The 23,857-nt window shown below is 33.1% G+C and carries 26 protein-coding genes and 1 pseudogene; all 27 read left to right on the forward strand.

All coding sequences use genetic code 11. From position 1 onward, the window contains the following. The first annotated feature begins 275 nt into the window (after positions 1-275). The 27 genes and pseudogenes from C9991_RS08150 to C9991_RS08280 all read left to right on the forward strand — a co-directional run bounded on the left by C9991_RS08150 (position 276) and on the right by C9991_RS08280 (position 23,842). A complete protein-coding gene (locus C9991_RS08150) occupies positions 276-704 on the forward strand; it encodes a hypothetical protein (RefSeq protein WP_157949411.1) in 429 nt (142 codons plus the stop codon). After that, positions 701-1,915 (forward strand): DUF6575 domain-containing protein, encoded by a 1,215-nt coding sequence (locus tag C9991_RS08155; protein WP_106812072.1) that lies wholly within the window; start codon positions 701-703, stop codon positions 1,913-1,915. Before C9991_RS08150 ends, C9991_RS08155 begins: the two co-directional genes overlap by 4 nt. A 3-nt stretch (positions 1,916-1,918) precedes the next feature. Continuing rightward, positions 1,919-2,266 carry a DUF6864 domain-containing function gene (locus C9991_RS08160; RefSeq protein ID WP_106812073.1) on the forward strand — a complete coding sequence of 116 codons (348 nt, stop codon included), beginning with the start codon at positions 1,919-1,921 and terminating at the stop codon, positions 2,264-2,266. After that, positions 2,256-2,669: a hypothetical protein gene (locus C9991_RS08165; protein WP_106812074.1), complete on the forward strand. Its 414-nt coding sequence runs from the start codon at positions 2,256-2,258 to the stop codon at positions 2,667-2,669. The genes C9991_RS08160 and C9991_RS08165 overlap by 11 nt, the downstream gene beginning before the upstream one ends. 2 nt (positions 2,670-2,671) lie before the next feature. After that, positions 2,672-2,938 (forward strand): hypothetical protein, encoded by a 267-nt coding sequence (locus C9991_RS08170; protein ID WP_106812075.1) that lies wholly within the window; start codon positions 2,672-2,674, stop codon positions 2,936-2,938. A gap of 48 nt (positions 2,939-2,986) precedes the next feature. Continuing rightward, positions 2,987-3,271: a DNA-3-methyladenine glycosylase gene (locus tag C9991_RS08175; protein ID WP_106812076.1), complete on the forward strand. Its 285-nt coding sequence runs from the start codon at positions 2,987-2,989 to the stop codon at positions 3,269-3,271. 89 nt (positions 3,272-3,360) lie between these two features. Continuing rightward, positions 3,361-3,552 (forward strand): hypothetical protein, encoded by a 192-nt coding sequence (locus C9991_RS08180; RefSeq protein ID WP_106812077.1) that lies wholly within the window; start codon positions 3,361-3,363, stop codon positions 3,550-3,552. A 39-nt stretch (positions 3,553-3,591) separates the two neighbouring features. Next, on the forward strand, positions 3,592-5,136 hold the full coding sequence (locus C9991_RS08185; protein WP_106812078.1) for a lipopolysaccharide biosynthesis protein: 1,545 nt from the start codon (positions 3,592-3,594) through the stop codon (positions 5,134-5,136). A gap of 232 nt (positions 5,137-5,368) precedes the next feature. Beyond that, positions 5,369-6,547 carry an IS4 family transposase gene (locus C9991_RS08190; RefSeq protein ID WP_438269190.1) on the forward strand — a complete coding sequence of 393 codons (1,179 nt, stop codon included), beginning with the start codon at positions 5,369-5,371 and terminating at the stop codon, positions 6,545-6,547. Positions 6,548-6,572: 25 nt separating this feature from the next. Continuing rightward, complete coding sequence (locus tag C9991_RS08195) at positions 6,573-6,839, forward strand: hypothetical protein (RefSeq protein WP_157949412.1); 267 nt, start codon at positions 6,573-6,575, stop codon at positions 6,837-6,839. A 10-nt stretch (positions 6,840-6,849) separates the two neighbouring features. Then, positions 6,850-7,281: an acyltransferase gene (locus C9991_RS08200; RefSeq protein WP_106812080.1), complete on the forward strand. Its 432-nt coding sequence runs from the start codon at positions 6,850-6,852 to the stop codon at positions 7,279-7,281. Further along, a complete protein-coding gene (locus C9991_RS08205; RefSeq protein WP_106812081.1) occupies positions 7,282-8,427 on the forward strand; it encodes a Coenzyme F420 hydrogenase/dehydrogenase, beta subunit C-terminal domain in 1,146 nt (381 codons plus the stop codon). Between the two features lie 3 nt (positions 8,428-8,430). Continuing rightward, positions 8,431-9,483 (forward strand): polysaccharide pyruvyl transferase family protein, encoded by a 1,053-nt coding sequence (locus C9991_RS08210; RefSeq protein WP_106812082.1) that lies wholly within the window; start codon positions 8,431-8,433, stop codon positions 9,481-9,483. Beyond that, entirely contained in the window at positions 9,483-10,580 is a 1,098-nt protein-coding gene (locus C9991_RS08215; protein WP_106812083.1) for a glycosyltransferase, read from the forward strand. The genes C9991_RS08210 and C9991_RS08215 overlap by 1 nt, the downstream gene beginning before the upstream one ends. Then, positions 10,577-11,713, forward strand: a complete 1,137-nt coding sequence (locus tag C9991_RS08220; protein ID WP_232823283.1) for a CapA family protein — start codon at positions 10,577-10,579, stop codon at positions 11,711-11,713. The genes C9991_RS08215 and C9991_RS08220 overlap by 4 nt, the downstream gene beginning before the upstream one ends. Then, positions 11,706-12,632 (forward strand): ATP-grasp fold amidoligase family protein, encoded by a 927-nt coding sequence (locus tag C9991_RS08225; protein WP_232823284.1) that lies wholly within the window; start codon positions 11,706-11,708, stop codon positions 12,630-12,632. The genes C9991_RS08220 and C9991_RS08225 overlap by 8 nt, the downstream gene beginning before the upstream one ends. Positions 12,633-12,635: 3 nt before the next feature. Continuing rightward, entirely contained in the window at positions 12,636-13,841 is a 1,206-nt protein-coding gene (locus tag C9991_RS08230; protein ID WP_106812084.1) for an O-antigen ligase family protein, read from the forward strand. Between the two features lie 5 nt (positions 13,842-13,846). Continuing rightward, entirely contained in the window at positions 13,847-14,935 is a 1,089-nt protein-coding gene (locus C9991_RS08235) for a glycosyltransferase family 4 protein (RefSeq protein ID WP_157949413.1), read from the forward strand. A gap of 12 nt (positions 14,936-14,947) precedes the next feature. Next, positions 14,948-15,826: a glucosamine inositolphosphorylceramide transferase family protein gene (locus tag C9991_RS08240; RefSeq protein WP_106812086.1), complete on the forward strand. Its 879-nt coding sequence runs from the start codon at positions 14,948-14,950 to the stop codon at positions 15,824-15,826. Further along, a complete protein-coding gene (locus tag C9991_RS08245; protein ID WP_106812087.1) occupies positions 15,819-17,021 on the forward strand; it encodes a glycosyltransferase family 4 protein in 1,203 nt (400 codons plus the stop codon). The genes C9991_RS08240 and C9991_RS08245 overlap by 8 nt, the downstream gene beginning before the upstream one ends. 327 nt (positions 17,022-17,348) lie before the next feature. After that, positions 17,349-17,540 (forward strand): annotated as a pseudogene (locus C9991_RS17045) (LbetaH domain-containing protein); the annotation flags it as partial. A gap of 1 nt (position 17,541) precedes the next feature. Next, the gene (locus C9991_RS08255) at positions 17,542-18,897 is read left to right on the forward strand and encodes a hypothetical protein (protein WP_106812088.1); all 1,356 of its coding nucleotides are present in this window, start codon (positions 17,542-17,544) and stop codon (positions 18,895-18,897) included. A gap of 9 nt (positions 18,898-18,906) precedes the next feature. Continuing rightward, the gene (locus tag C9991_RS08260; protein ID WP_106812089.1) at positions 18,907-19,659 is read left to right on the forward strand and encodes a cytidylyltransferase domain-containing protein; all 753 of its coding nucleotides are present in this window, start codon (positions 18,907-18,909) and stop codon (positions 19,657-19,659) included. A 21-nt stretch (positions 19,660-19,680) separates the two neighbouring features. Next, positions 19,681-20,739, forward strand: coding sequence for an N-acetylneuraminate synthase family protein (locus tag C9991_RS08265; protein ID WP_106812090.1), 1,059 nt, complete (start codon positions 19,681-19,683; stop codon positions 20,737-20,739). Between the two features lie 264 nt (positions 20,740-21,003). Then, complete coding sequence (locus C9991_RS17050) at positions 21,004-21,159, forward strand: hypothetical protein (RefSeq protein ID WP_255414799.1); 156 nt, start codon at positions 21,004-21,006, stop codon at positions 21,157-21,159. Next, a complete protein-coding gene (locus tag C9991_RS08275) occupies positions 21,160-21,675 on the forward strand; it encodes a 3-deoxy-D-glycero-D-galacto-nonulopyranosonate 9-phosphatase (protein WP_106812091.1) in 516 nt (171 codons plus the stop codon). It abuts the gene before it with no gap. A gap of 358 nt (positions 21,676-22,033) precedes the next feature. Next, positions 22,034-23,842, forward strand: a complete 1,809-nt coding sequence (locus C9991_RS08280) for an NACHT domain-containing protein (protein ID WP_106812092.1) — start codon at positions 22,034-22,036, stop codon at positions 23,840-23,842. The last annotated feature ends 15 nt before the right edge of the window (positions 23,843-23,857 follow it).

Consider the following 23,857-nt stretch of genomic DNA (forward strand, 5'->3'; position numbering starts at 1 on the left):
CAAATGTAATAGTAGGGTTAATGTACACGCCATTTTTAGTGAAAAAACTAGGTGTAGCTACTTATGGTATACTTCTCTTAGCCCTTATAACTTATCAATATATAATTATACCAAATATGTTCAATGTTATTATATAAGTGAGTTTTACTAAATATATGGGCATTTGCAAAAGTGCCTATACAAAGGGCTATGCCCTAAATTGAGTACTAACTAACGTACTTAAAGTGACCGCTTACGCTTATATGGTAATTATAAAAGATAAAAATTCATAAGCAATGAAATTCAAGTATCAAAACGAATTGGACTTTTGTTTGCAACATGGCTCAAAAATGCCGCAATTAAATGTGCCTAATGATAAGGAATCTTTCAGATTTGTTTTTGCAGAAGAAAAGCAGAAAAATCATATACCGCCCCATAAGCTACATCCAAACAGATTGAAACAGCAAATCGAATGTGGTAATATAGATATTAGTGGTTTTGCTCTTTCTAATTTAGAAACGTCAGGGCAAGCTATAACTTTTTATCACTATTTGCAAAATGTTTGTAAAAACGCTTCTAAAGTGATAGGTGATTCCTTATCGTTAGGAGTATTGAAAAATGAAGATGGAATGATTACTCCAACTGACTCGCATGGACATTTTGATTTATATGAGTCTGATTGCTGTGATTTGAATGCAACTTTTAAAATAATACAGCCATTATGATACAGCTACGTGGTATTGAAAGCAAATTTCCAACAAATGATTTAAGAAAGGTTGCGGATTTAATCTACTTTGATGGACCCTTTTTATCTCATTATGTAAGTAAATCTGGAGACAATTATCTTTCTTATTGGGTTGATTGTGATGAGAGTAATCAGCGATGGTTAGTGTTTAGGGTAGGAATCAATTCTTTGCAAAACTATGTCAATAAGAAAAAGTCTCTTTATGAGTTGATTAATGGAGTTGATGATGGTTTTGTTTATGCAGTTGATATATCTGAAGATGGAACTCAATCTGTTCCTCTGATGATCTTTTTGGCAGATGTTCCTAATGGGTATTTACCGACAGCTGATTCATATTTTGATTTTTCGTATGAAAAAGAATCTGATGTGGCAGCTTTGTCTATGACTGGGCAGTGTGGATTGTTTGAAATTCATTTTACAGGTTCAGACGTGAAGTATGGAACTATGCCATTTGAAAAATATACAAAATGTCTTTTAAAAGTAGAAGAACTTCGACAGTCTTGTGCAAAAAGCTTTATCAAGAAAATTAAGGCATCGGAAAACTTCAAAAAACTCGATTCAAAGAAACAAAATCAAAAGTTGAATGAGTTGTTTTTAGATACCAATTTTGAATATGTTTATTCTCTTGCAGGTTCTGTACGAGTCTTACTTCGTCCTCAAAATTTGCAGGTGTCATTTACGGAAACAAGTGCAGATGATTTTGCTCGTGAATTGATACGTCTTTTTAAGTCTGGATATTCAGAAACTGAACTTCGTAAATATGCAGAGGAATATGGTCAAGAAGCTTTGGTTAAGTTTAATGAACTCTTGCAATTATTGAAAAAAAACAAGGTAAATATTGCTGTAAGTTGGACAAATGCAAATCAACACATTCAAGAAGGTCAGAAAATTGAAGAAAAAGACAAGCAACATATCATAGATAATCTTGCTAAAAGTATAGAGCAAACTGAGGATATGATCATAAAAGGAAAATTCTATTTGCTGAATACAAGAACAGGAAGCTTTGCTTTTGAATCGATTGATGATGATAAATTATCAATAAGTGGAAAATTTGATGACACTATCTTAGATAGAATTCAATCTTTGACTTTTGAACAGGTTTATGAGATAACTGTAGAAAGAAGGATCTATATAGGTTTTACAAAATCTCATAATCCAAAATATATAATCTATGATATTAAAGAACTATAGGGTATGGATGTTTTAGTTGGTGATTTCTTGGTTTATAGTTCTGGAGTTCTCGTTTTATCTTCGGAAAAGACGATAACAATGAAAATAGAGGATACGGATTTTATCTTTGATTTCAAGGATGATGAAGATACGTCTCCTTTAATAAAAATAGTAGAGTCAACTGAAAATCGCTGTCATTTGACATTCTCTAATTTTAGTAGTCCGCTTGGTACAAGTATAAAGGAACCGATTTTGATTGCATCTTTGGATAATGGTGACAGTCTTTATTTGCAATTTGCAATAACGACAATAAATAAAGTCATAAAAGTTTTTCAATATACTTTATATAAATCTACTAAAAATGGCAAATAAGATAAGCCCAGATGATTTACCTCAAAGTCAGATTTATGAAAATGGTGAACTCTACAGCATTTCTATAGAAGACTTAAAAGGAAATAAGGTTGCAATAATGCAATTGATAAACGATTATAATACGAAGGTGAAGACCATTGAAAGGTTGCAGAAATCAGAGTCTCATTTATCTTCTGAATTACAATATCAGAATGCAAGTCCGTTTTTTGCTATCATTGCAGCGGTCGTAAATGTTATAGGATCTGTGATATCTTGTTTTGGAATTAATTATATTACAAGTGATTCAAATTCAAGAGTAGGATATGTATTCGTTTTTGCAGGTAGTGTTTTGCTTATTGCAGGTAACGCAATGACTATTTGTTATAAGTATGTATATAAGTGGATGAATAAAAGTAAGTATTAGCTATGCAAAATACTCAAGATTACATAACAGCTTTTATCGAAGGCTATATCTGTGCCATTATAGGTGAGCGGATGACAATCGCTAAGGTATCAGAGGTAGGACTTAATAATGCAAAGCATTCTGCTGAAAAGTATGTAGAGTTTCAAATCGAGCATTCTGATTTCTCTGAAGAGGAGAAGGAAGCGATGAAGAAAGACTATAAGCTTTGGGCAGAATCTGCATTGCAAGGAATGAAGAAACGATTACGTGATAGTGGTAGATTACTATGATGCGCCAGCCGACAAGCAATCGCAATTCTATTACGTTAACACTAATCGGTGCAAGCTATACAGAATTTAGGTGAGGAAATGCAGAGAAGCCTTCGTAAAAATCGGAGATTGTATCGTGGTAGCATTAGCAAGAGTTCTCTTATAAGCGGATTCTTAAATGGACAAGTAGTTAAGGTTGGTGACCATCTTTATGACAAGAAAAATAATAAAGAATGTGGTTCTGTAATTGAAATAACATATGATTCTATTATTGTTAAAGATGAACAAGGATTAATAAATATTATTGTACCCAATAGTTTGGAGACAGGTAAATATTGTGTGACGCCTTTTTAAATGACAACGTATGCTTAATGTCCTTTTGACAGGGACTAAGTTTGCCATTCATCGCCATACAGACACATATAAAATTGTTGTGTGTATTTATGGCTCTGCCATTGAGAGTTTCAATGATGAGCAAGTCAATGAGACGGAAGTGGGGAAATGATATTCCTGAAGTATGGATTGAGCAAGGACGGTATCATTCATTAGAAGCAGCGGATGAAATGGAAGTAATATTTGAGACAAAGGCACATCGATATGAGCAAGGAAAGACAGAGAAAAATATAAATGTATAAAAATATAGGGATATTCCTATTATTAGTATAAATATTATTATGTCACAAACATCAAATAATAAACGAATAGCAAAGAATACTTTAATGCTTTACATCAGGATGCTTTTCTTGATGGCTGTAAGCTTATATACATCTCGAGTTATACTTCAGGCACTTGGAGTCGAGGATTATGGTGTTTATAATGCCGTTGCAGGTTTTATAGCTATGTTCTCGATGATATCATCTTCTATAGCAGGTGCAATCAGCCGTTTTATAACTTTTGTTCTTGGGCAAGGCGATAAGGATAAATTAAAAAAAGTATTTAGTACAGCAATTATAATACAGCTATCACTGGCTGCTATTATTGTAATTCTTGTTGAAGCAGTAGGTGTATGGTTTCTTAATACTCATATGACAATACCAGCAGGACGAGAAATTGCAGCTAATTGGGTACTACAGTTTGCTTTGATTACTTTTGTTCTCAATCTGTGGAGTACACCATATAATGCAGCTCTTATAGCCCATGAACGAATGGGGGCATTTGCATATATAGGAATATTTGAGGGTTTAGCAAATTTGCTCATAGCTTTTATGGTATTGTATTCTTCTTTTGATGGACTTATTGTATATGGAGCTTTTATGTGTATTGTTGCTTTCATTACACGTATGATATACAATATCTATTGCAAGAAACATTTTGATGAATGCTCATTCAAATGGTCATTTGACAAGGAACTTTTTAAGGAGATGTTCGGTTTTGCTGGATGGAATTTTATTGGTAGCATTTCAGGACTTCTTCGCGATCAAGGAATCAATATATTATTCAACGTGTTTTGTGGCCCTATTATAAATGCTGCAAGAGGTCTTGCAACACAAGTTCAGGCTGCGGTTACAAAGTTCTCAGGTAACTTTTATGTTGCGGTACAACCTCAAATAACAAAATCCTATGCAAGTAACAATGTCGATGAGTCGCATGATTTAGTATTGAGGAGTAGTCGTCTTGCCTTCTTCCTATTAACAGCTATGATAGTACCTTTGGTTACTGAAACAGAGTTTATATTGAATTTGTGGCTTAAAGATGTTCCTGAACATACTGCATCTTTTGTACGTATAATACTTATATGTTCACTAATTGATTCCTTTTCATCTCCTCTTGTTCACCTTATGCTGGCAACAGGTAAAATCAAACGTTACCAAATTGTTGTTGGCTTATTTAATTTGCTAAACTTTCCTGTAGCATGGATAATTCTATATAGTGGTGGAAGTCCTGAATTTGCCCAGTTTTCTATAATATTCTTTGCTATAGGAGCACTTATTCTTAGAGTATCAATGCTTCGTCCAATGACCCATTTCCCCGTTCGCAACTTTATGCTTAGTACGGTGGCAAGATGTCTGTTTATTATGGCTATTTGCTTATTTATTTCTATCTTCATTTCAAAATATTTGGACATAGGCTTTATGAGATTTGTGCTCAATTTAAGTATAACAGAATTAATCTTGTGTGTATTGGTTTTCTCAATAGGTTTAAATCCTGAAGAGAAAAAATTTATACTCGAAAAAATAAAAAAACAACACTGCTGTCCAAAGAAAAAATCTTGGACATGATTTAAATTGATTATATTCAATGAGTTATACGAATTTGATTTTTTCGAGATTTGATTTTGTACTTTTGCAAATTGTATTGCAAGAGACTGAAATCATGAATCAAGNCACTGCTGTCCAAAGAAAAAATCTTGGACATGATTTAAATTGATTATATTCAATGAGTTATACGAATTTGATTTTTTCGAGATTTGATTTTGTACTTTTGCAAATTGTATTGCAAGAGACTGAAATCATGAATCAAGGAAAGACCGTATTCGCTCAAATCATGTCGCTCATACCAAGATATGAATTCGACAAGTGCGTAAAGAGATACAATGGCAATAGACATGCCATCGAGTTCAAATGCAGAGACCAGTTTATGGTGATGAGCTTTGCGCAGTTCACTGACCAAGTTAGTCTCCGCAGCATTGATGCAACGCTGGTTGCACTCTCTTCCAAACTCTATTCGAGCGGAATAAAGTATATCCAACGTTCCACTTTGGCCCATATCAATGAGACCAAGGATTGGCGTATATACCATGATTTCGGTCAGATACTGATTGCTTGGGCAAGAGAGCTGTACCAAGATGAACCTTCCCGTCTTGACGTGAATGGTATCGTGTACGCCTTTGATAGCAGCACTATCAAGTTGTGCCTTCAGCTTTGTCCATGGGCTCGTCTGCATCATGACAAAGGCGGTGTGAAGATGCATACGTTGTTGGATCTGCGTGGTTCCATACCGACATTCATTTATCTTACAGAAGCTGTAGTTCATGACTCTAAGACAATGAGTTTGATTCCTGTAGAGCCTGGAAGCTATTATCTCATGGACAAAGGCTACGTCGACTTCAAGCAGCTGTTTAATCACTTTCATCGTCAGCAAGCGTTCTTTGTAACAAGAGCCAAGGATAACATGAAATATGAAGTGCTGGAGGAACGTCCCGTAGACAAGCGGACTGGTGTTGTGAGTGATGCCATTATTAGGCTTACTGGACAGAAAACCTCACAATGGTATCCAGACGCACTCCGCATGGTTATTTATGAGGATTATGCTACCGGCAACATTTATAGATTTCTGAGCAACGATTTCACTCATTCCTACCTGACTATAGCGGAACTCTATAGAGAGCGCTGGCAAGTGGAATGTTTCTTTAAATGGATCAAACAACGACTGCATATCAAGTCGTTCTATGGAACGAGCCAGAATGCTGTATTCTCGCAGATTTGGATTGCCATATGCGATTATCTGCTGCTTGCCATAGCTAAGAAGGTATATCATATTGATCAAAATCTTTATATATTATCTGCTGCCATTGGTAAAGTCCTCTTTGAAAGGAAACCTTTAGGTGAGCTATTTGTTAAGCCCAAACGTCCTCAGAATGACTCCGATGATGGTCAGTTGACCTTATGGGAAAATTTCTTTGGACAGTAGTGAAAAAACAAATAAATATACATTTATGAAAAGATTTGTAAGGCTATTCATATCATTTTATAAGTATTCTATGCTGTCAAGTATATTGTTCAATTTCAGACACCTTCCTATAAAACAAGCTTACAAACTACCTATATGGTTGAGAAAACCGCACCTATATAGCGTAAAGGGTGTTATACGTATTGATGCTCCAATACGTCCTGGTATGATTCGTTTGGGTGGATTTGGAGGTCATATGTATCTTGACAACGGAATACACATAACTCAAATGGGGGGGGGTAATTGTCTTTAAAGGTTCTTGTATGATAGGCAATAACTCGTTCATTTGTCAAGGAAAAGAATCTACAATAATATTTGGTGATGGTTTTATGGCGACTACGAGTCTTAAACTGATTTCTTTTAAGTCTGTAGAATTTGGGAAAAAGAACATCTTTGGATGGGACTGTGTTGTTATGGATACAAACTTTCATCCTTTGTATGATGTTAAGAAAAAAGAATTTAGGAAAGGTTATGGACCAATAAAAATAGGCAATGACAACTGGTTTGCTGCTCAATGTAAAGTTATGCATTCTGTTAGTACGCCAGAACGTTGTATTTTTGCTTTTGGTTCAATAATTACAAAATCAAATAGTTTCGAACCATATTGTGTACATGGAGGAAATCCTATAAGGATACTATCACACGATGTGATGTTAGACTATAATCATTATATGATAGACGATTATTCTGAATAAATGGTTAATATAGAAGATAAATATAATTGTTGTGGCTGTACAGCTTGTGCAAGTATTTGTGCACATGACGCTATAACAATGGCTCCAGATAGTCTTGGATTCTTATATCCAAAAGCAAATTCTGAATTATGCGTTAATTGTGGTCTTTGTGATAAGGTATGTCAGTTTCACAACAACTATAATAGATACGACAATTATGATTCTCCATTGGCATATCAGTTCAGACTTTCACAAGACGAACAATTAAAGAAAAGTCAAAGTGGAGGTGCTTTTTTTGCTATAGCTGATAAGTTTATAGCAGATGGTGGTGTTGTGTATGGAGCGGCCTTTACCGATACTTGGAGGGTTACTCATCAAAAGGCAAACGATAACATAACATTATCTGCTCTTCGTATGTCTAAGTATGTTCAGAGCGATCTTAGAGGTGTATTTAGACAGATTAAAAATGAGCTGAAAAATGGAGTTAGAGTTCTTTTCTCTGGAACAGCATGTCAGGTTGCAGGATTGAAGGCTTATATTCCCAAATTACTACGTAAGAATCTTTTCTGCATAGATATAGTTTGTCATGGAGTTCCATCACCTAAGATATGGGAAGATTATCTTGCATACCTACAAAAAACGAGAGGCTCACAAATAGTAAAGGCATGTTTTAGAGATAAGCGTTTCGGATGGCATGGCGCTCGAGAAAGTTTCATTTTCGAAAACGGAAAAGAAGAATTCCGTAGTACAAGCAATTACTTGTACTTCTCTGGACTCTCAATGCGTGAGAGTTGTTCTAATTGTCATTATACTAATTTGAAACGAGTTGGTGATATTACGGTAGGTGACCAATGGGGAATACCTAAAGATTCTCCATATGAAGATGACAAAGGAGTATCATTGATACTAATAAACTCTGATAAGGGTAAACAATTATTTGAAAACATAGAAAAGAAAGCAGAAGGAATATCTATAAAAGATTGCATGCAACCACAACTAAAACAGCCGTCCAAACTACATCCAGATCATCAACGTTTCATCTATGATTATGAAAGTAAAGGTTTTCTATATGTAGCAAAGAAATATGGTGATTTGGGGTGGAGATATAAAAGAAAGTGTTTAATTGAGAGTATTAAAGATCTTATAAGACCATTAATAAGAAGATGATATATGAAAGTAGCATTACTAACAATATGGCATGAGAAAAATTATGGAGCGGAACTTCAGGCATATGCCACTATAAAAGCACTGAAATCATTAGGGCATAATCCTTATATGATAAATATTCATATTAAGGATACTGTAAAATCCACTTTTGTGGGCAAAATAGCTAATATAATAGAATATTTTACACCTGCCACTTATAAATTTAATAGATTTTGGAGAAAGTATATTCCTGTAACAAAAAAATATGATAATATTGATGAATTATATAGTCATCCACCTGTAGCGGATTGTTATATAGTAGGAAGCGATCAAGTTTGGAATCCAGATATAACTAAAAAATACTGGAAGATATTTTTTTTAGATTTTGGTTCTAATGATATAAAGAGAATTTCTTATGCATCAAGTATTGGTGTGAATAAATGGATGTATGATCGATATACCGAGTCTATTCATAAACTTTTACACAACTTTAGTCATGTCACATGTCGTGAAGAAACAGGTGTTGAGATATTAAGGGAGGTGTTTGGTATTGGCGCAAATTGTGTCTTAGATCCTACTCTATTATTTGATTCATATGATGAATTTGTACCAAAGAGAAAGGAAAACAAAACATTGGTTTATTATCCTCTTAGTGAAGATGAGGAATTAGAAAGTTATTGTAAAGAACTTGCATATAAATTAGGATTAAAGCCTGTAAATACAAATAAGAAAACAACGATCCTTGGTAAAGTGCTTTTTAATAGAGTAGCTGTGGAGGACTGGGTAAATAACATAGCAAATGCAAATTTTGTTGTTACTAGATCTTTTCATGGTCTTGCTTTCTGTCTAATTTTTCAAAGACAGTTTGCCATACTTCAAAGCAGAAATGGTAGAGGGACAAGGTTGGAAAATTTATTGTCAAAACTCAATTTGAGCAATAGAATTTATTGTTCTACAGCTCAAATAGATTTATGTAAACCATGGGAGGAAACTATTGATTATTCTAAAATAACTCCTCTATTGGAATCTTTAAGACAACAATCATGGAATATTTTAAAAAAAGAGCTTGAAGAATAATGAAAAAAAGAGTGTTGTTAGTATCGTGTGAAGGTTTAGGCAATGGGGGCGTTCAGGCGATTATGATGGGAATAGTAAGAAAGCTATCTGATGATTTTTATTTCGATATGCTACTATTTACTTCAGAAAAAAGATATTATGATGATGAATTTTTAACGTTTGGCGGTAAAATCTTTAGGATTCCTAATTATGAAGGTAATTGTTCTTTTTTAAAAAGGATAGACTATTATGTTCGTGATATACGTGTATTCATGCAATTAAAGTCTATCTTTAATAAAGAGGAACCGTATGATGTCATTCATTGTAACAGGGAATATGAAAATGCAATAATTCTAAAATTGGCTGCTAAATATCAAATTCCAATAAGAATAGCACAAGCACATATTATTCATGGAAAAAGAAATGCAGTTTGTACTTTATTGGACAAATTCCGTCAAAAAATAGCAAATAAGTATGCTACAGAAAGAATCGGTTGCTCAGAATCAGCATGTGTTTCTTTGTTTTCCAAAGATGTAAAATATCAGATTGTTAATAATTTCTATAACGATGATATTTTTTATCCAAGAAATAAAGAGGTAGAGACAAACAAAGTTCTTACACTTGTGCAAGTTGGAGCTATATCCAATATAAAAAATCAAAAATTCTCCGTGGAAGTTCTTGAAAATATTAGAAATTTAGGAATTGATGCAAAATTGAGAATTATAGGATTTGATATGGATGGCGATTATAAGCAACAGGTTTTAAATAAAATTATAGAGCTGTCGCTTAAAGAGTATGTTGAGTTTTATCCTGGTGATATTGAAATTTCTCATGTTTTATCTACTTCAGATTGTTTTATTATGCCTTCATATCACGAAGGATTTGGTATAGCTTTAATTGAGGCACAAGCAGTAGGTTTACATAGTTTTGCTTCAGATACTATCCCACCTTCAACAAATTGTGGTGGTGTTGATTATCTTTCACTTAGTTTAGGTCCTTTATATTGGGCAACAAAGATAGCAGATTGGTTTAAATGTTATAAACCAGATGCTATTGATACAAGTAAATATAAAATGAGTTTAGTTATTAATCAGTATAAACATTTGTATAATAAATGATGAAAGTAATAATAGCTGGTGACTTTGCACCAACAGCAAGGCTTGCCAAACTGGTAGAAGAAAGAAATTTTGGAGATATATTTTCAGAAAATCTCCGAAAAATTATTAAGTCGGCAGATTTTTCGTTTGTCAACTTTGAGAGTCCTATTGTGGAAAATGGTTATAATCCAATCCAAAAATGTGGACCTAACCTTCGTTGTACAAAGGAAGCAGCAGAAGCTGTGAAATACGCAGGCTTTACCGGAGTGACAATGGCAAATAACCATATACTTGATTATGGAGCAGAAGGATTAAGAAAAACTGTAGAATGCTGCGAATCTCAAGGATTAGATATTGTTGGTGTTGGTAATAATCTTAAAGAAGCAGAGAGAGTTCTGTATCTGTCAAAGGGTAATAAGGTGCTTGCGGTAATAAACTGTTGTGAGCATGAATTCTCTATAGCTACAGATAAAGATGCTGGTGCGAATCCTCTGAATCCAATACGTCAGTTCTATTTAATACAGGAAGCAAAGAAACAAGCGGACTATGTACTTGTAATTGTGCATGGTGGACATGAATACTATCAATTACCTTCTTCTCGAATGCAAGAAACATATCGTTTCTTCATTGATACAGGAGCTGATGCAGTTGTTAATCATCATCAACATTGCTATTCTGGGTATGAAATATACAATGGTAAACCAATCTTTTATGGTCTTGGCAATTTCTGTTTTGATAATAATGAAATAATAAATACATCTTGGAATGAGGGATTTTTTGTGCAATTATCATTTGGAAATGATATTGAATACGAACTTTATCCTTATTGCCAATTTGGAACGAATCCTACTATTTCGCTTACTCAAAATGATGTATTTGAATCAGAAATAAAAAGGTTGAATGATGTTATAGCTGATGAACATAAAATATTATCAGAGGAAACAGATTATTATTTGACTAATTATAAACGACAAATATTTATGTTTGAGCCATATCAAAATAAAATTTTAGATAAATTATTTGATATGAGAATCCTTCCAAGTACTATTACTAAAAAGAAATTGTTGCGTATACTTAATTATATAATGTGTGAATCACATAGGGATAAGTTAATTAATGCAATAAAAAAAATAATAAAAGAAGAATATGAATAGAATACTTTATAGATTAACACGTCTTTTTAAAGAGCCCTGGCATTATGTTTTTATTATAGTATACCATACTCGTGCCTTGTGGCCAGACAAACTCTATTTGTCATTAATATATAGGAGCAAAATGGGACATTGGATTGATTGGAAGAATCCAAAGTCATTTACTGAAAAATTGCAATGGTTGAAAGTATATGATTACAAGCCAGAGTATACAAAAATGGTAGATAAGCTGGCAGCTAAAGATTATGTAGCTTCACGTATCGGTGAAGAATATATAATTCCTACTTTAGGTGTTTGGGATAGAGTTGAAGATATAGATTGGGATTCTTTACCAGACCAGTTCGTGTTAAAGACAACTCATGGTGGAGGAGGATGTGGTGTAGCCGTTTGCTCAGATAAAACACATTTTGACAAGTCTAAGGCAATAAAGAAGTTGCAGATTTCTATGCACTCAAATGCAGGAAAAACTTATCGTGAAAAGCCCTATCTAAATGTTCCTCGAAAAATAATTGCTGAGAAATATATAGTTGAACACAATGTGAGAGAATCTGATGAATCTTCGGATTTGCGTGACTATAAGTTCTTCTGTTTTAATGGTAAAGTTAAATTCTTCAAGATTGATTTCGGACGTTTTGTAGATCATCATGCCAACTATTATTCTCCCGAAGGCAAGTTGTTGCCATTTGGTGAAAAAGGGTTAGAACCAGATCCATCACATATAGAAGTGATGCCTAATAATTTATCTCGAATGATAGATATTGCGCAAAAACTATCAAATGGCTTTAAATTTTTGAGAGTGGATTTATATAACGTTAACGAAAATATTTATTTTGGAGAACTGACTTTTTATCCTGCTGCTGGTATTGGTTCATTTGCACCAGAGAAATGGGATAAAACAATAGGTTCTTGGTTAAATATTTAATTTATGGGTAAATACATAAATATTTGCAATGTATATGTATTCTTATGGTGTATATTCCGCCTTAAGGGATGGTTATATCAAGGAGATCAGATCTCAACCATATCATACATTATCATTATGTTGATTTCCTTATATTATGCAATTATTTGTTATAAGGATTACAGATATCAACCAGTAATAAAATCTTATAATATCTTAATTGTCTTTTTTTCAATATATGGTATTATCAATATTCTTTTTTTTGAAGATTTAAATAAGATAGGTCATGTAATACCAACGGATTTCTTTTTACAGAATATACTCCGTTCCATGCTCCCTTTTTATGCATTTTATGCTTTTACTAAAAAAGGATATATAACACAAAAATGGCTATGTTATGTAGCTATTATTGTTTTATTTATTAGTGTTCCAAGATATTTCATAGAACAACGTAAGATGATGCAGCTGATGTTAGCTAAAGGCTTATTGAATGTGGATGAAGTTACTAATAACGCAGGTTATTTATTTTCAGCCTTATTACCTTTGTTCTGTTTTTGGAATAAAAAACCATTAGTCCAGTATGCAGGATTCTTGATTTGTATATTCTTTATGTTGTCAGGAATGAAAAGAGGTGCAATATTGGTCGGTGGTCTCAGTTTGTTTTTTATTTTCTTTTCTGTTTTTAGAACTAGCAATACCAAGAGTAAAATAGTTTTTCTAATATTGACAATAATTTGTATCTTTTTGAGTTATAAATATTTTTCATATATGGAAGATAGCTCTGCGTATTTTATGCAAAGATTGGAAGACACGAAAGAGGGTAATACAAGTAGCCGTTCCGTATTATATGAAGATTTTTGGAATATGTTTTGGAATAATAGTAATCCTTTTTCTTTGTTGTTTGGATTAGGAGCTGATGCAACTATAAGATATGGTAAAAATTATGCTCATAATGATTGGCTAGAAATTGCTGTAGACCATGGAATGATAGGCATAACTGTCTTTTTTGTATTTTGGAAGAGAATGTTGCATTTTTGGAGAACAACAAGAAAGTATCCTGTAATATATGTTGCTTTAGGTGCATGTGTAATTCAATTGTTTGCAAAGACATTTTTTTCTATGTCAATTAATGATATGGAGTTCTATACAGTGTTAGTTTTAGGTTATTGTGTTGCAATTGTGACAAAACCTCAATTGATAGTCAAACAAGAAATTAAACAAAAATATTGATGCAGATGAAAATACTATTTTTAATAAATCAATTTGCAGATGGAGGCCGAGAACGTCGAATGGTTGAACTTGTTAAAGGACTGGATAAAATAGACGGAATACATATGCATACCATAGTGTTTCATAACAATGTTGATTATCCTGATGTTTTATCCACAAAAATGACATATGAATGTATTGATAGTATTAATCGTAAGGAGCGTTGTCGTAAGATAGAAACTACGATAGCGTCATATGTCCCAGATATTGTTCATTCATGGGTCGATACGCCTACAGAATTGGGATTGTTAGCACTTTTAAAGAGTAAGTATAATTATAAATATGTAGCAGGCTTTGTAGCGGATGGCAATAAAGACCCTTGGTTCTCACCTCGTCATATGATGATGATGTATACTTTTTGGAAAGCAGATGCAATTGTAAGTAATTCAAAAGCAGGCCTTGTCGCTAAGGGTGCTCCCAAGAGTAAAAGTTGTGTTATTTATAATGGATTTGATTTTAATAGGATACCAGCCAACATAGATAGAAGTTTAAAACGCCAAGAACTTGGAATTAAGACTCGTTATTTAGTTGTGATGTGTGCAAGAATCAATGCTGCAAAGGATTGGAATTCTTATATTCAAATGGCTTTATATGCAAAAAATGCGAAATTGGATGCTACTTTTTTGGCTATAGGATATGGAGATAGGTTGTCTTATTATCAAGATTTAACAAAAGGACAAGACAGCAATATTCATTTTATAGGAAGAAGGACTGATGTGGAAGAAATACTTAGTGTTGCAGACTATGGCGTTTTGTTTACAAATAGCAAGAAACATGCAGAAGGAGTTTCAAATTCTATTTTAGAAACTATGGCTTCTGGTATTCCGGTAATTGCCACAGAAGGAGGTGGTACTCCAGAAATAGTCGAAGACGAATATAATGGTTTTCTCATCAAGGAGTTTGATAGCAGAAAGGCATTTTATTGTTTATGCAAAGCTATAGAGGATGAAAAACTTTACAAATTCTTATCTGTTAATGCCCTTGAGACGATTCGTAGTAAATTTTCTATAAAGAAAATGGTAGAAAATTATTTAGAACTTTATAAACAATTATAAAATCTTACAACAATGATAAATATAATTGATAGAGTACGGACAATACTGAGTCAGTATAAATGGAATTTGGCCTATGGTGAGTATTGTGACGACATTATAACTGATGGAATAGATTGGGGTAATTTACACATCTTAAAAAATAATTATAAAACAAAGTGGTTTGCAGATCCATTCATTCTTGAATCGACAGATGATACCATTACACTTTTGGTAGAGGAATTTGACTCAAATGTAAAAAGGGGCAGAATCGCAAGAATTGTAGCAAATAGAAAGACACAAACAATAGAAGATTGTAGTATAATATTGGATTTGCCTACTCATCTTTCTTTTCCTGCTATTTATAATGAGAGTGGTATTATTTATGTACATCCAGAAAACTCTGCTTCTGGTAAGAGTACAATGTATAGATATGATAGAAAAAGTGATAAACTTGTTGAACCAATAGTTGTTGCAGATTTACCTCTAGTTGATGCTGTAATAAGAAAGAAAAATGGTAAATATACAATGTATGCAACGAGTATACCAGATGCAGGAGGAAAACATTTGATTGTATTGGAATCAGATAAGTTGACGGGACCTTATAAAGAAATTGGAATAAAAATGTTTGAAAGGCGTGAAGCGCGTATGGCTGGTGCATTTATAGAGTCAAAAAAAGGATTAATTCGACCTGCACAGGACTGTAATCGTGACTATGGAGAAGCTGTGCTTTTTTATAAAGGTGATGCGGTTATATACAGACAAAAGCCAGGGTCGTGGATGTATGAGGGGCTGCATACGTTTAATTCTAATGGAAGTTTCTATATTGTTGATTTAAAAAAATATAACCATCCTTTTGTTCATCAAGCATTGAAGGCAATAAAAGGAATATACAAGAAATTAATATATGATTAAGGTTTTATCTATAGGGCAACTTCCTCAAGAAGTAGGAGGTAGTTATACGACAGGTGTAACACGTGTTGTACATGAACTTAGTAAGCAGCATGTTCATGGGGTTGAGCAGTTCCTTTATGCAACTAATATGAAAAGTGTTGATGCTGAAAAGATTTGTTCATATCCACATCAATATATGGGATATAAATTATTGCCTTTAAAAGTTCTTTATAATATATTGCGACAACCTTTACAAACCATTAAAGAATGGTTGCATTATATAAAAGTGTGTCATGTAAATCCATTACGATTTGAGATTTACAAAGCAAATTTTGAAAAGGCTATAAAAGAGGTTAAGCCTGATATTGTTCATATTCATGGATTGGGAATTTCTCCTTTATATTTTTTAAATAAGAAATATGGTTTACCGATTGTTAGAACATCACATGCTGTACCTTTAATACGTGAATATGGTGAAAAATATCGAAAAGCAGTAGATGCTGCTTTAGGTACAAGATATTTTGCTGATTATGACACTGCATTGAATGTAGATAATAAAAATAAACTGCTTGAATTGGGTGTTGACTCCTCAAAGATTACTATTATTTCGAATGGTATAGATACTAAACGTTTTCGTTTTTTGAAAGACGAAAGATCGCGTGTCCGTAATGAAAATGGAGCAACTGATGATACAATTGTTTTTATAACTTCAGGTCTCTTAATTGATAGAAAAGGTCAATTGTCATTCTTAAAAATTTTGCATAAAAGCGGTATCAATTTTCAGTATTGGCTATTAGGAAAAGGTCCTGATTGGGATATTATAAAACAATATATTGATGTAAATTCACTTCAGAAAAGGGTGAAAATGTTTGGCCAAGTTAGAGCTGAGAATATTGCCAAATACTTATCTGGAGCAGATTTTTATTCTCATGCAAGTACAACAGAAGCTCAATCTCTAGCAGAAATAGAAGCATATTCTACAGGTCTTCGTATTATTGTTAATAGCAAGATATCAGATACCGTCATTGGTGATGCTTATAACGATATACATAATTATTATATTATGGATTTTGAGCATCCAAATATGAAGGATTTCAGAGATTGGACAGCAGAGAAAACGTCTATAAGGGTTTCTCGAAACCACTTTGATTGGTCAAAAGTTGCTGCTAAGTATGGAGATTTGTATAGATCAATTATCGAACAATGGAAGAAATGAAGAAACTATTGTTTTTAATTTTGAGTTTCTACAGACGATTATCTGGTAAGATGTATTCATTTATTTTTAAGCGAATGCTACATTCTTATGGAAGTGTAGGAGTTAATAACTTTTGTATGGTTTCAAGAACCGCCAAAGTCGACGTTGGATACCATTTTAATTCAAATGGAATTGTTATAAGTGGAATGGGGGGGGGTAAAAATAGGTAATTATTTTCATACAGGAGAAAATTGTAAGATAATGTTAGGAAGTCATGATTATAATAATGGCGAGTCCATCCCTTATGGAACCTCTTACGATAAGAAATATGTAGAAATAGACGATTTTGTATGGCTTGGTTCTAATGTCATAATCTCTGGTAATGTTAAGATTGGCGAAGGAGCTATTGTTGCCATTGGTTCTGTTGTTGTAAAGGATGTGCCACCATATGCTGTTGTTGGAGGAAATCCTGCAAAAGTAATAAAATATCGTGACATTGATCACTTTAACAAATTAAAAAGAGAAAAGAAATTTCATTGATATGACATATTTAGAAGCAGTAGATCTAATAAGAGATATAGAGTCAAGGTATGATTTGATGAAGGTGAAATATAAGGGTATTAGTGTTTGGCCTTTATTAAGAATCAATATTATTGATGCCATTTCGGGTAATAATAAGACTATGAAAAGTACTGGAAGTTCTGCTATAAAGCAAGTTTTAAGTACATTATTTTATTATAATCCTCTAAATTATTTCAAGAGAAAGCCAATATGGCTTTTTGCAGGTTTTGAAAGAAGAAAAATGGTTGGAGGCTTAAAACAACTGCGTATTTCAGGTTGTGTTGTTAAAGCTTTTCCTGATACATTGGTGATAGAAAAGCCTGGTAAAGAACAGACAGCTTGCCCTCGTTCCATTATACCTGAAAAGACTATTGTTTCAGAATCATGGCTTTTGCTTTTTGTACATGTGTTAGCAATATTCATGAGGTGTGGTAAAATAAAACTTCATAATGAGGCTATTTTGACGCAAGCTTTAAATGAAAATAAAATACAATTTGATTACAATAATGCTCTACGAATTTTTGCGTCTCAGAAGAAAGTTTTTGATTTGCTACTTGAAATTACTCATAATCCCCAAAAAGTTATAATAGAATGTCCATACACTATTATGGGTTACGTTTGGGCTTTACATCAAAAAGGCATTCCAGTTATTGAACTTCAACATGGTGTATTAAATGATAAGCATTATGCATATAATTCACTTTATTCTTCTCAAATTTTGTATCCAGATGAAATATGTGTGTTTGGTGAAGATGAGTATCAATATTTAATTAATGATAATTGTCACTATTGTAAGAAAGTTTATAAAACTGGATTGTATTTTATGGATCTTGCAAAACATAATTTTATTGATGATGCCTTTAAGGAGTATAGAAATAAATATGGATATATAATACTTGTGGCAGGTCAGCGAGGTTATGAGGATGCAATGGCCGATTATGTAAACGAGGTAGCAAAAAGAACTCCAAATTGTCTTTATGTATATGTACCAAGAAATAATGATGCAGGCTTAGACTTTAATCAAAATAACATCATTTATCGTCCTGGGGCTAATATTTATGAATATATGATATGGTGCGACGTGCATCTTACCATTTCTTCAACTACATGTTTGGAGTGTCAATACTATAAGAAACCAACAATATTCTATAACTATTCAGACATGTCTGTGAATTATTATAGTAAGGTGTTGAAACCGGAAAATGGAGTTGTATATACTGATTCTGCAGATGAATATGAGAACGCTCTTGAAACAGTATTAACCAAAGTATTCGCTTATAAAGAAGTATTTGCAATGAATACTGTAGAAAAAATCAAAAAAGTTATAATGAAATAATTATTAACAATGAACATTGGTATTATTATTCAGGCAAGAATGGGTTCAACCCGTCTACCTGGTAAAATCTTAAAACAGTTTTATGGAGGTAAAACTCTCCTAGAAACACTTCTTGAGAATCTACACAAAGTAGCAGATGCAAAAGTGATTGTAGCTACATCTGTAAATGACAACAATGACCAATTGGAGAGCTTTCTTTTGGATAAGGGAGAACTTGTTTTCCGTGGTTCAGAGAATGATGTACTTGATCGCTTCATTAAAGCAGCGGAAACATATAATGTTGATGGTATAATCCGCATCTGTTCAGATAATCCTTTTATGGATTGGCATGGCGTCGCTCAACTTGTGGAGAAGTCGAAGACAAGTGATGCTGATTATATAGGTTTCCGTATCAATGACAAACCGTCTATTCTTACTCACTTTGGTTTTTGGGGGGAGTTTGTACGTCTTTCTGCCCTCAAACGAGTGGCAGATATCACAGATGAGGGAACTCCCGCTCATGAACACGTTACCTATTATATATACAACCATCCAGAAGATTTTAAATGTGAGTGGATAGTAGGCCCTGCATTTCTTCAAGGACGTAATGACATCCGCTTAACTATTGATACTCCCGAGGATCTTATAAATGCATTAAAGGTCTATTCTGACCTTAAGAAAGAAGATGAGAACTTTACTTTGCAGGATGTAGTATCATATCTCGATTCTCATGAAGAAATAAAGCAATCAATGATTTCAAATATATCTCAAAATAAAAAATAATCTATAAAAATACATACAATTATGATCAAAAAAGGTGAAACGTACATTATTGGAGAAATCGGTCAGAACCATAATGGCTCAGTAGATATTGCTAAACTTATTGTCGAATTAATTGCACGTCCTGTACATGAGGACACTTTTAATATAGACCTTAAGCCTATGAATGCTGTGAAGATGACCCGTCGCGATTTGAACGAGGAGTTGACTACAACACAAATGAATAGACCATACAATACTCCTAATTCATTTGGTAAAACTTATGGAGAGCATCGTGCATTCCTTGAATTGGATGATCAAGCTCATTTTGAGGTGTATAAATACGCTAAGGAAAAGGGGCTTGATTTTATAGAAACCCTTTGTGCAAAGGGATGTCTGTCTATGTTGAAACTATTTACACCAGATTATTTGAAGGTAGCCAGTCGAGATCTTACCAATCTACCACTTCTTGCTGCAATGGCAGAGACCAAGATTCCAATAATTCTATCTACGGGTATGGCAGGCAAGAAAGAGTTAGATGATGCTCTTGAAACAATTACCCATTATCATAATGATATTTCAATTTTGCATTGTGTTTCTCAATACCCGACACATCCAGATAATCTGAATCTTAGAACGATTACTTATCTTAAGAAACATTATGGTCAATATCATATTGGTTTTTCAGACCATACCATAGGTATTTCTGCGCCAGCAATTGCTGTAGGTATGGGAGCTGAGATTATAGAAAAGCATATTACAATAGACCGTCATATGAAGGGTACTGATCAACCTGGTTCTCTTGGACCAGATGGTGTAAATCGTATGGTTCGTGATATACGTATGGTAGAGCATTGGTTAGGCACAGAAGATTTGTATATTGATAAAAGTGTAGCAGCTTCCAAAGAAAAGCTTGAGCGCTCCATTGCTTCATTAAGAGAGATTAAGGCTGGAGATGTTATTACAGAGAATGATATTCATATGTTAAGTCCTGGAGATGGCTTTAAGTGGGCTCAAAAAGATAGTGTTGTTGGTCATAAAGCTCTTCGTGATATTCCAGCAAATGAAATAATATATAATAATATGATTGACAATAATGAATAGATTTAATCATTTGATACAAAAGCAGTCTATTTTGTATCGGGGGGGGTAATTTCTAAGATTCTTTGTAAGATTCTCAATCGTTGCATTCGTTGGTATTATCATTGTGATATTCCTTATTCATTAAATATAAGGAATGTTTATTTTTGTCATAAGGGATTTGGAGTTGTTATAAATCCAAATGCTTATATAGGTGAAGGTACATATATACAGCATGGGGTTACAATAGGATCTCGTGATGATACAAATAATATCAAAGCTCCCAATATTGGCAAAAAATGCTATATAGGAGCTAAGGCAACGATTATAGGAGATGTAAGAATAGGAAATAATGTGAAAATAGGAGCAGGAGCTGTAGTTATTTCAGATATACCAGATGGAGCAACTGCAGTTGGAGTGCCTGCCAAAATTATATCAAAATAAATGAATAGGAAATTTCCCAAACTAATCCTAACCGACATTGATGGTGTTTGGACGGATGGAGGAATGTATTATGATGGTACTAACGTAGAGTTGAAGAAATTTCACACATACGATAGTGCAGGTGTGTTGTTTGCACATAATCTCGGTATTCCCGTCGGTATTCTTACTGGCGAGAATACCGAAATAGTGCAAAGGCGTGCAACCAAACTAGAAGTGGATTATTGCTATCTTGGTTGTAAGGATAAGGTTGCTATTACAAGTCAACTTTGTGAGGATTTAGGTATTACTTTTGAAGATGTTGCATATATAGGTGATGACTTAAATGATCTTAAGCTTCTCAAACTTGTTGGATGGGCGGGTGTTCCTTCGTCTGCACCAAAGTATATACAAGATTTGGCTAATGTGCATGTTGAGAAAAAAGGAGGAGAGGGTGCCTTTCGTGAATTTGTAGAAACAATACTTGGTGATTCAATAATATGTAAGATCATCAATGATATACATTTAAGTAATCAATAGTATTTGATGGATTGCAGTAGGCATTTCAATTATTGCTTAATTTAGGTAGAATCTTCTCGGTCAAACTATAGAATTTATATTATGTATAGTAACGAGGATTAGTAGCTAAAAATAAAGTTCCATATAATAGATTCTACTTGCACAAAATCTGAAACTAGAGAAATAAATAATGGCATATCCGTCCGCACAAGTGGTCGCTTGGAGCGATATGGTGCGATACCATCGGGCGGAACCAATAAGTGAAATGTAAATATAATGTCAATATATTCTATTAAATATAATATCGATGCAAAACCATTAGGCATAGGAGGTGCTGCCAAAGTTTATGGTTGCACAAGAATTGTAGGACAAAAGAATTATGATAGAAATGATTATAGATTCGAAATTATTAGCATCTATGGCACCCAAAATAACAAATGGTGTCATAAATATACTACAGGATGTTTCTGCCGGTATCAAGCAAGCTTTAAGAGAAGACATTAATACGTATATAGGTAATTTTGTCGATAAATATTCTAAAATAAAGACATTTCTTTTTAGCGAAGAACGTCATAATTTTTATGATGTCTACTTTCCTCTTTCTTTAAAGGGAAGAAATAAAGAGATGCAAGTCCCCGATAATCCAGATAAGTTATTTGCAGAGCATAACTTCATAACCCTTCTTGGGCATGCTGGATGTGGTAAAACGATGATTCTTCGACATTTGTTTCTATCAGCGTGCAGCAAGTCAAGTAAGATACCATTGGTTATTGAATTAAGAAAACTAAAAGGTTTTAATGGAAGCTTTATAGACTTTGTTGCAAATAAGGTTTTTAATTTCAAATTGTCTCAAAACGAGAACATATTCAATAGAATGTTGAAGACAGGAAATTTCCTTTTTTTACTAGATGGTTATGATGAGATAGCTATTGATCAAAAAGACAAGCTTACTCATGATTTGGAAAATTTCTTTGATAGTTATCATAACAACTACTTTTTGTTGACTTCACGCCCTGGAGCAGGTGCTGAAACGTTTGAGAGATTTGATAATTATCATGTATGTATACTTTCCGATTCTCAGGTTCTTGATTTCATAGATAAACAATTAGTAAATGGTTGTGAGGAAGATTTAGAATTAGCATCAAAGATAAAGGCTTTGTTGTCTGAATCTAAAAACAATCCATTTATGAAGTATATGAGTAGTCCGTTGCTTTTATCCATGTTCATATTAACTTATAATGAGCATCCTGAATTACCAAAGCATATAAGTAGTTTTTACTATAATGTTTTCGATACATTGCACTCAAAACATGATGCAAAAAGTAAAGCTGGTGGTTATCAGCATGAGAAAAAGTCAAAATTAAGTCAAGACGAAATCAGACTATTATTAGAAGCATTTTGTTTTGTATCATATATGCAATCTACTTATGAATTTTCTCCTGAATATCTTCATGCAATTTTGCCGAAAATCATAGAACGATTGAAAGTAGCCAGTAAAGTTAATGATGTAATATATGATCTTAGTGTTGCCATTTCTATATTGGTTCAAGATGGAACTTCTTATGTATTTCCTCATCGTTCTCTTCAAGAATATTTTGCAGCATCATACATAGCTCATTCAAGAGAAGAAATAAAAAAAACAATATATACAAAAAAGTTGATAAAAACAGGAAGGTATGAACGCATTACATTTTGGAGATTATGTGAAGAATTAGATTCAAGTTGTTTTCTTCAATATTTCATAATTCCAAGTTTAGAGATTTTTCTTGAAGAGTTAACAAAGATGAATGATAGGAGTTTATCTTTATCTGCTAATATATTTTTTAATTATTTGGAACAGACAACTACGCATGTTGCAAAAAGTGACGAAAAATATTTTCTTTTTAGAACGGGAAATTTTTATGAGACTATAACTCGATATGTACATATACCGAATTTTATAAATAAAAAGTTGTCTGTTGTTATTCATAACGAAGTGGAAAAAGTAGCACCTTTATTTATTAATAATAAAAGGACTTGTTTTGATAGTAAAGATAAATCTAAAGATATTTTGGTATTTTATGAAGATATCGGGATTTATAATGTAGCAGAAGAATACAAAAATTCTTTGGAGAAAAAAATAAAAGAAATAAATGATCTTTTAGCTTCTATGCGAGATGATTCAGACGCTTTAATCGATTTAATTTGAACGTATATAATTTAT

This window comes from Prevotella merdae, assembly GCF_900290275.1.
Classification (GTDB): Bacteria; Bacteroidota; Bacteroidia; order Bacteroidales; family Bacteroidaceae; genus Prevotella; species Prevotella merdae.

Excerpts from the sequence above, each read along its gene's own strand:
- C9991_RS08150 (WP_157949411.1), top strand. The coding sequence starts at position 276 with ATGAAATTCAAGTATCAAAACGAATTGGACTTTTGTTTGCAACATGGC.
- C9991_RS08155 (WP_106812072.1), top strand. The coding sequence starts at position 701 with ATGATACAGCTACGTGGTATTGAAAGCAAATTTCCAACAAATGATTTA.
- C9991_RS08160 (WP_106812073.1), top strand. The coding sequence starts at position 1,919 with ATGGATGTTTTAGTTGGTGATTTCTTGGTTTATAGTTCTGGAGTTCTC.
- C9991_RS08165 (WP_106812074.1), top strand. The coding sequence starts at position 2,256 with ATGGCAAATAAGATAAGCCCAGATGATTTACCTCAAAGTCAGATTTAT.
- C9991_RS08170 (WP_106812075.1), top strand. The coding sequence starts at position 2,672 with ATGCAAAATACTCAAGATTACATAACAGCTTTTATCGAAGGCTATATC.
- C9991_RS08180 (WP_106812077.1), top strand. The coding sequence starts at position 3,361 with ATGGCTCTGCCATTGAGAGTTTCAATGATGAGCAAGTCAATGAGACGG.
- C9991_RS08185 (WP_106812078.1), top strand. The coding sequence starts at position 3,592 with ATGTCACAAACATCAAATAATAAACGAATAGCAAAGAATACTTTAATG.
- C9991_RS08190 (WP_438269190.1), top strand. The coding sequence starts at position 5,369 with ATGAATCAAGGAAAGACCGTATTCGCTCAAATCATGTCGCTCATACCA.
- C9991_RS08195 (WP_157949412.1), top strand. The coding sequence starts at position 6,573 with ATGAAAAGATTTGTAAGGCTATTCATATCATTTTATAAGTATTCTATG.
- C9991_RS08200 (WP_106812080.1), top strand. The coding sequence starts at position 6,850 with ATGATAGGCAATAACTCGTTCATTTGTCAAGGAAAAGAATCTACAATA.
- C9991_RS08205 (WP_106812081.1), top strand. The coding sequence starts at position 7,282 with ATGGTTAATATAGAAGATAAATATAATTGTTGTGGCTGTACAGCTTGT.
- C9991_RS08210 (WP_106812082.1), top strand. The coding sequence starts at position 8,431 with ATGAAAGTAGCATTACTAACAATATGGCATGAGAAAAATTATGGAGCG.
- C9991_RS08215 (WP_106812083.1), top strand. The coding sequence starts at position 9,483 with ATGAAAAAAAGAGTGTTGTTAGTATCGTGTGAAGGTTTAGGCAATGGG.
- C9991_RS08220 (WP_232823283.1), top strand. The coding sequence starts at position 10,577 with ATGATGAAAGTAATAATAGCTGGTGACTTTGCACCAACAGCAAGGCTT.
- C9991_RS08225 (WP_232823284.1), top strand. The coding sequence starts at position 11,706 with ATGAATAGAATACTTTATAGATTAACACGTCTTTTTAAAGAGCCCTGG.
- C9991_RS08230 (WP_106812084.1), top strand. The coding sequence starts at position 12,636 with ATGGGTAAATACATAAATATTTGCAATGTATATGTATTCTTATGGTGT.
- C9991_RS08235 (WP_157949413.1), top strand. The coding sequence starts at position 13,847 with ATGAAAATACTATTTTTAATAAATCAATTTGCAGATGGAGGCCGAGAA.
- C9991_RS08240 (WP_106812086.1), top strand. The coding sequence starts at position 14,948 with ATGATAAATATAATTGATAGAGTACGGACAATACTGAGTCAGTATAAA.
- C9991_RS08245 (WP_106812087.1), top strand. The coding sequence starts at position 15,819 with ATGATTAAGGTTTTATCTATAGGGCAACTTCCTCAAGAAGTAGGAGGT.
- C9991_RS08255 (WP_106812088.1), top strand. The coding sequence starts at position 17,542 with ATGACATATTTAGAAGCAGTAGATCTAATAAGAGATATAGAGTCAAGG.
- C9991_RS08260 (WP_106812089.1), top strand. The coding sequence starts at position 18,907 with ATGAACATTGGTATTATTATTCAGGCAAGAATGGGTTCAACCCGTCTA.
- C9991_RS08265 (WP_106812090.1), top strand. The coding sequence starts at position 19,681 with ATGATCAAAAAAGGTGAAACGTACATTATTGGAGAAATCGGTCAGAAC.
- C9991_RS08275 (WP_106812091.1), top strand. The coding sequence starts at position 21,160 with ATGAATAGGAAATTTCCCAAACTAATCCTAACCGACATTGATGGTGTT.
- C9991_RS08280 (WP_106812092.1), top strand. The coding sequence starts at position 22,034 with ATGATAGAAATGATTATAGATTCGAAATTATTAGCATCTATGGCACCC.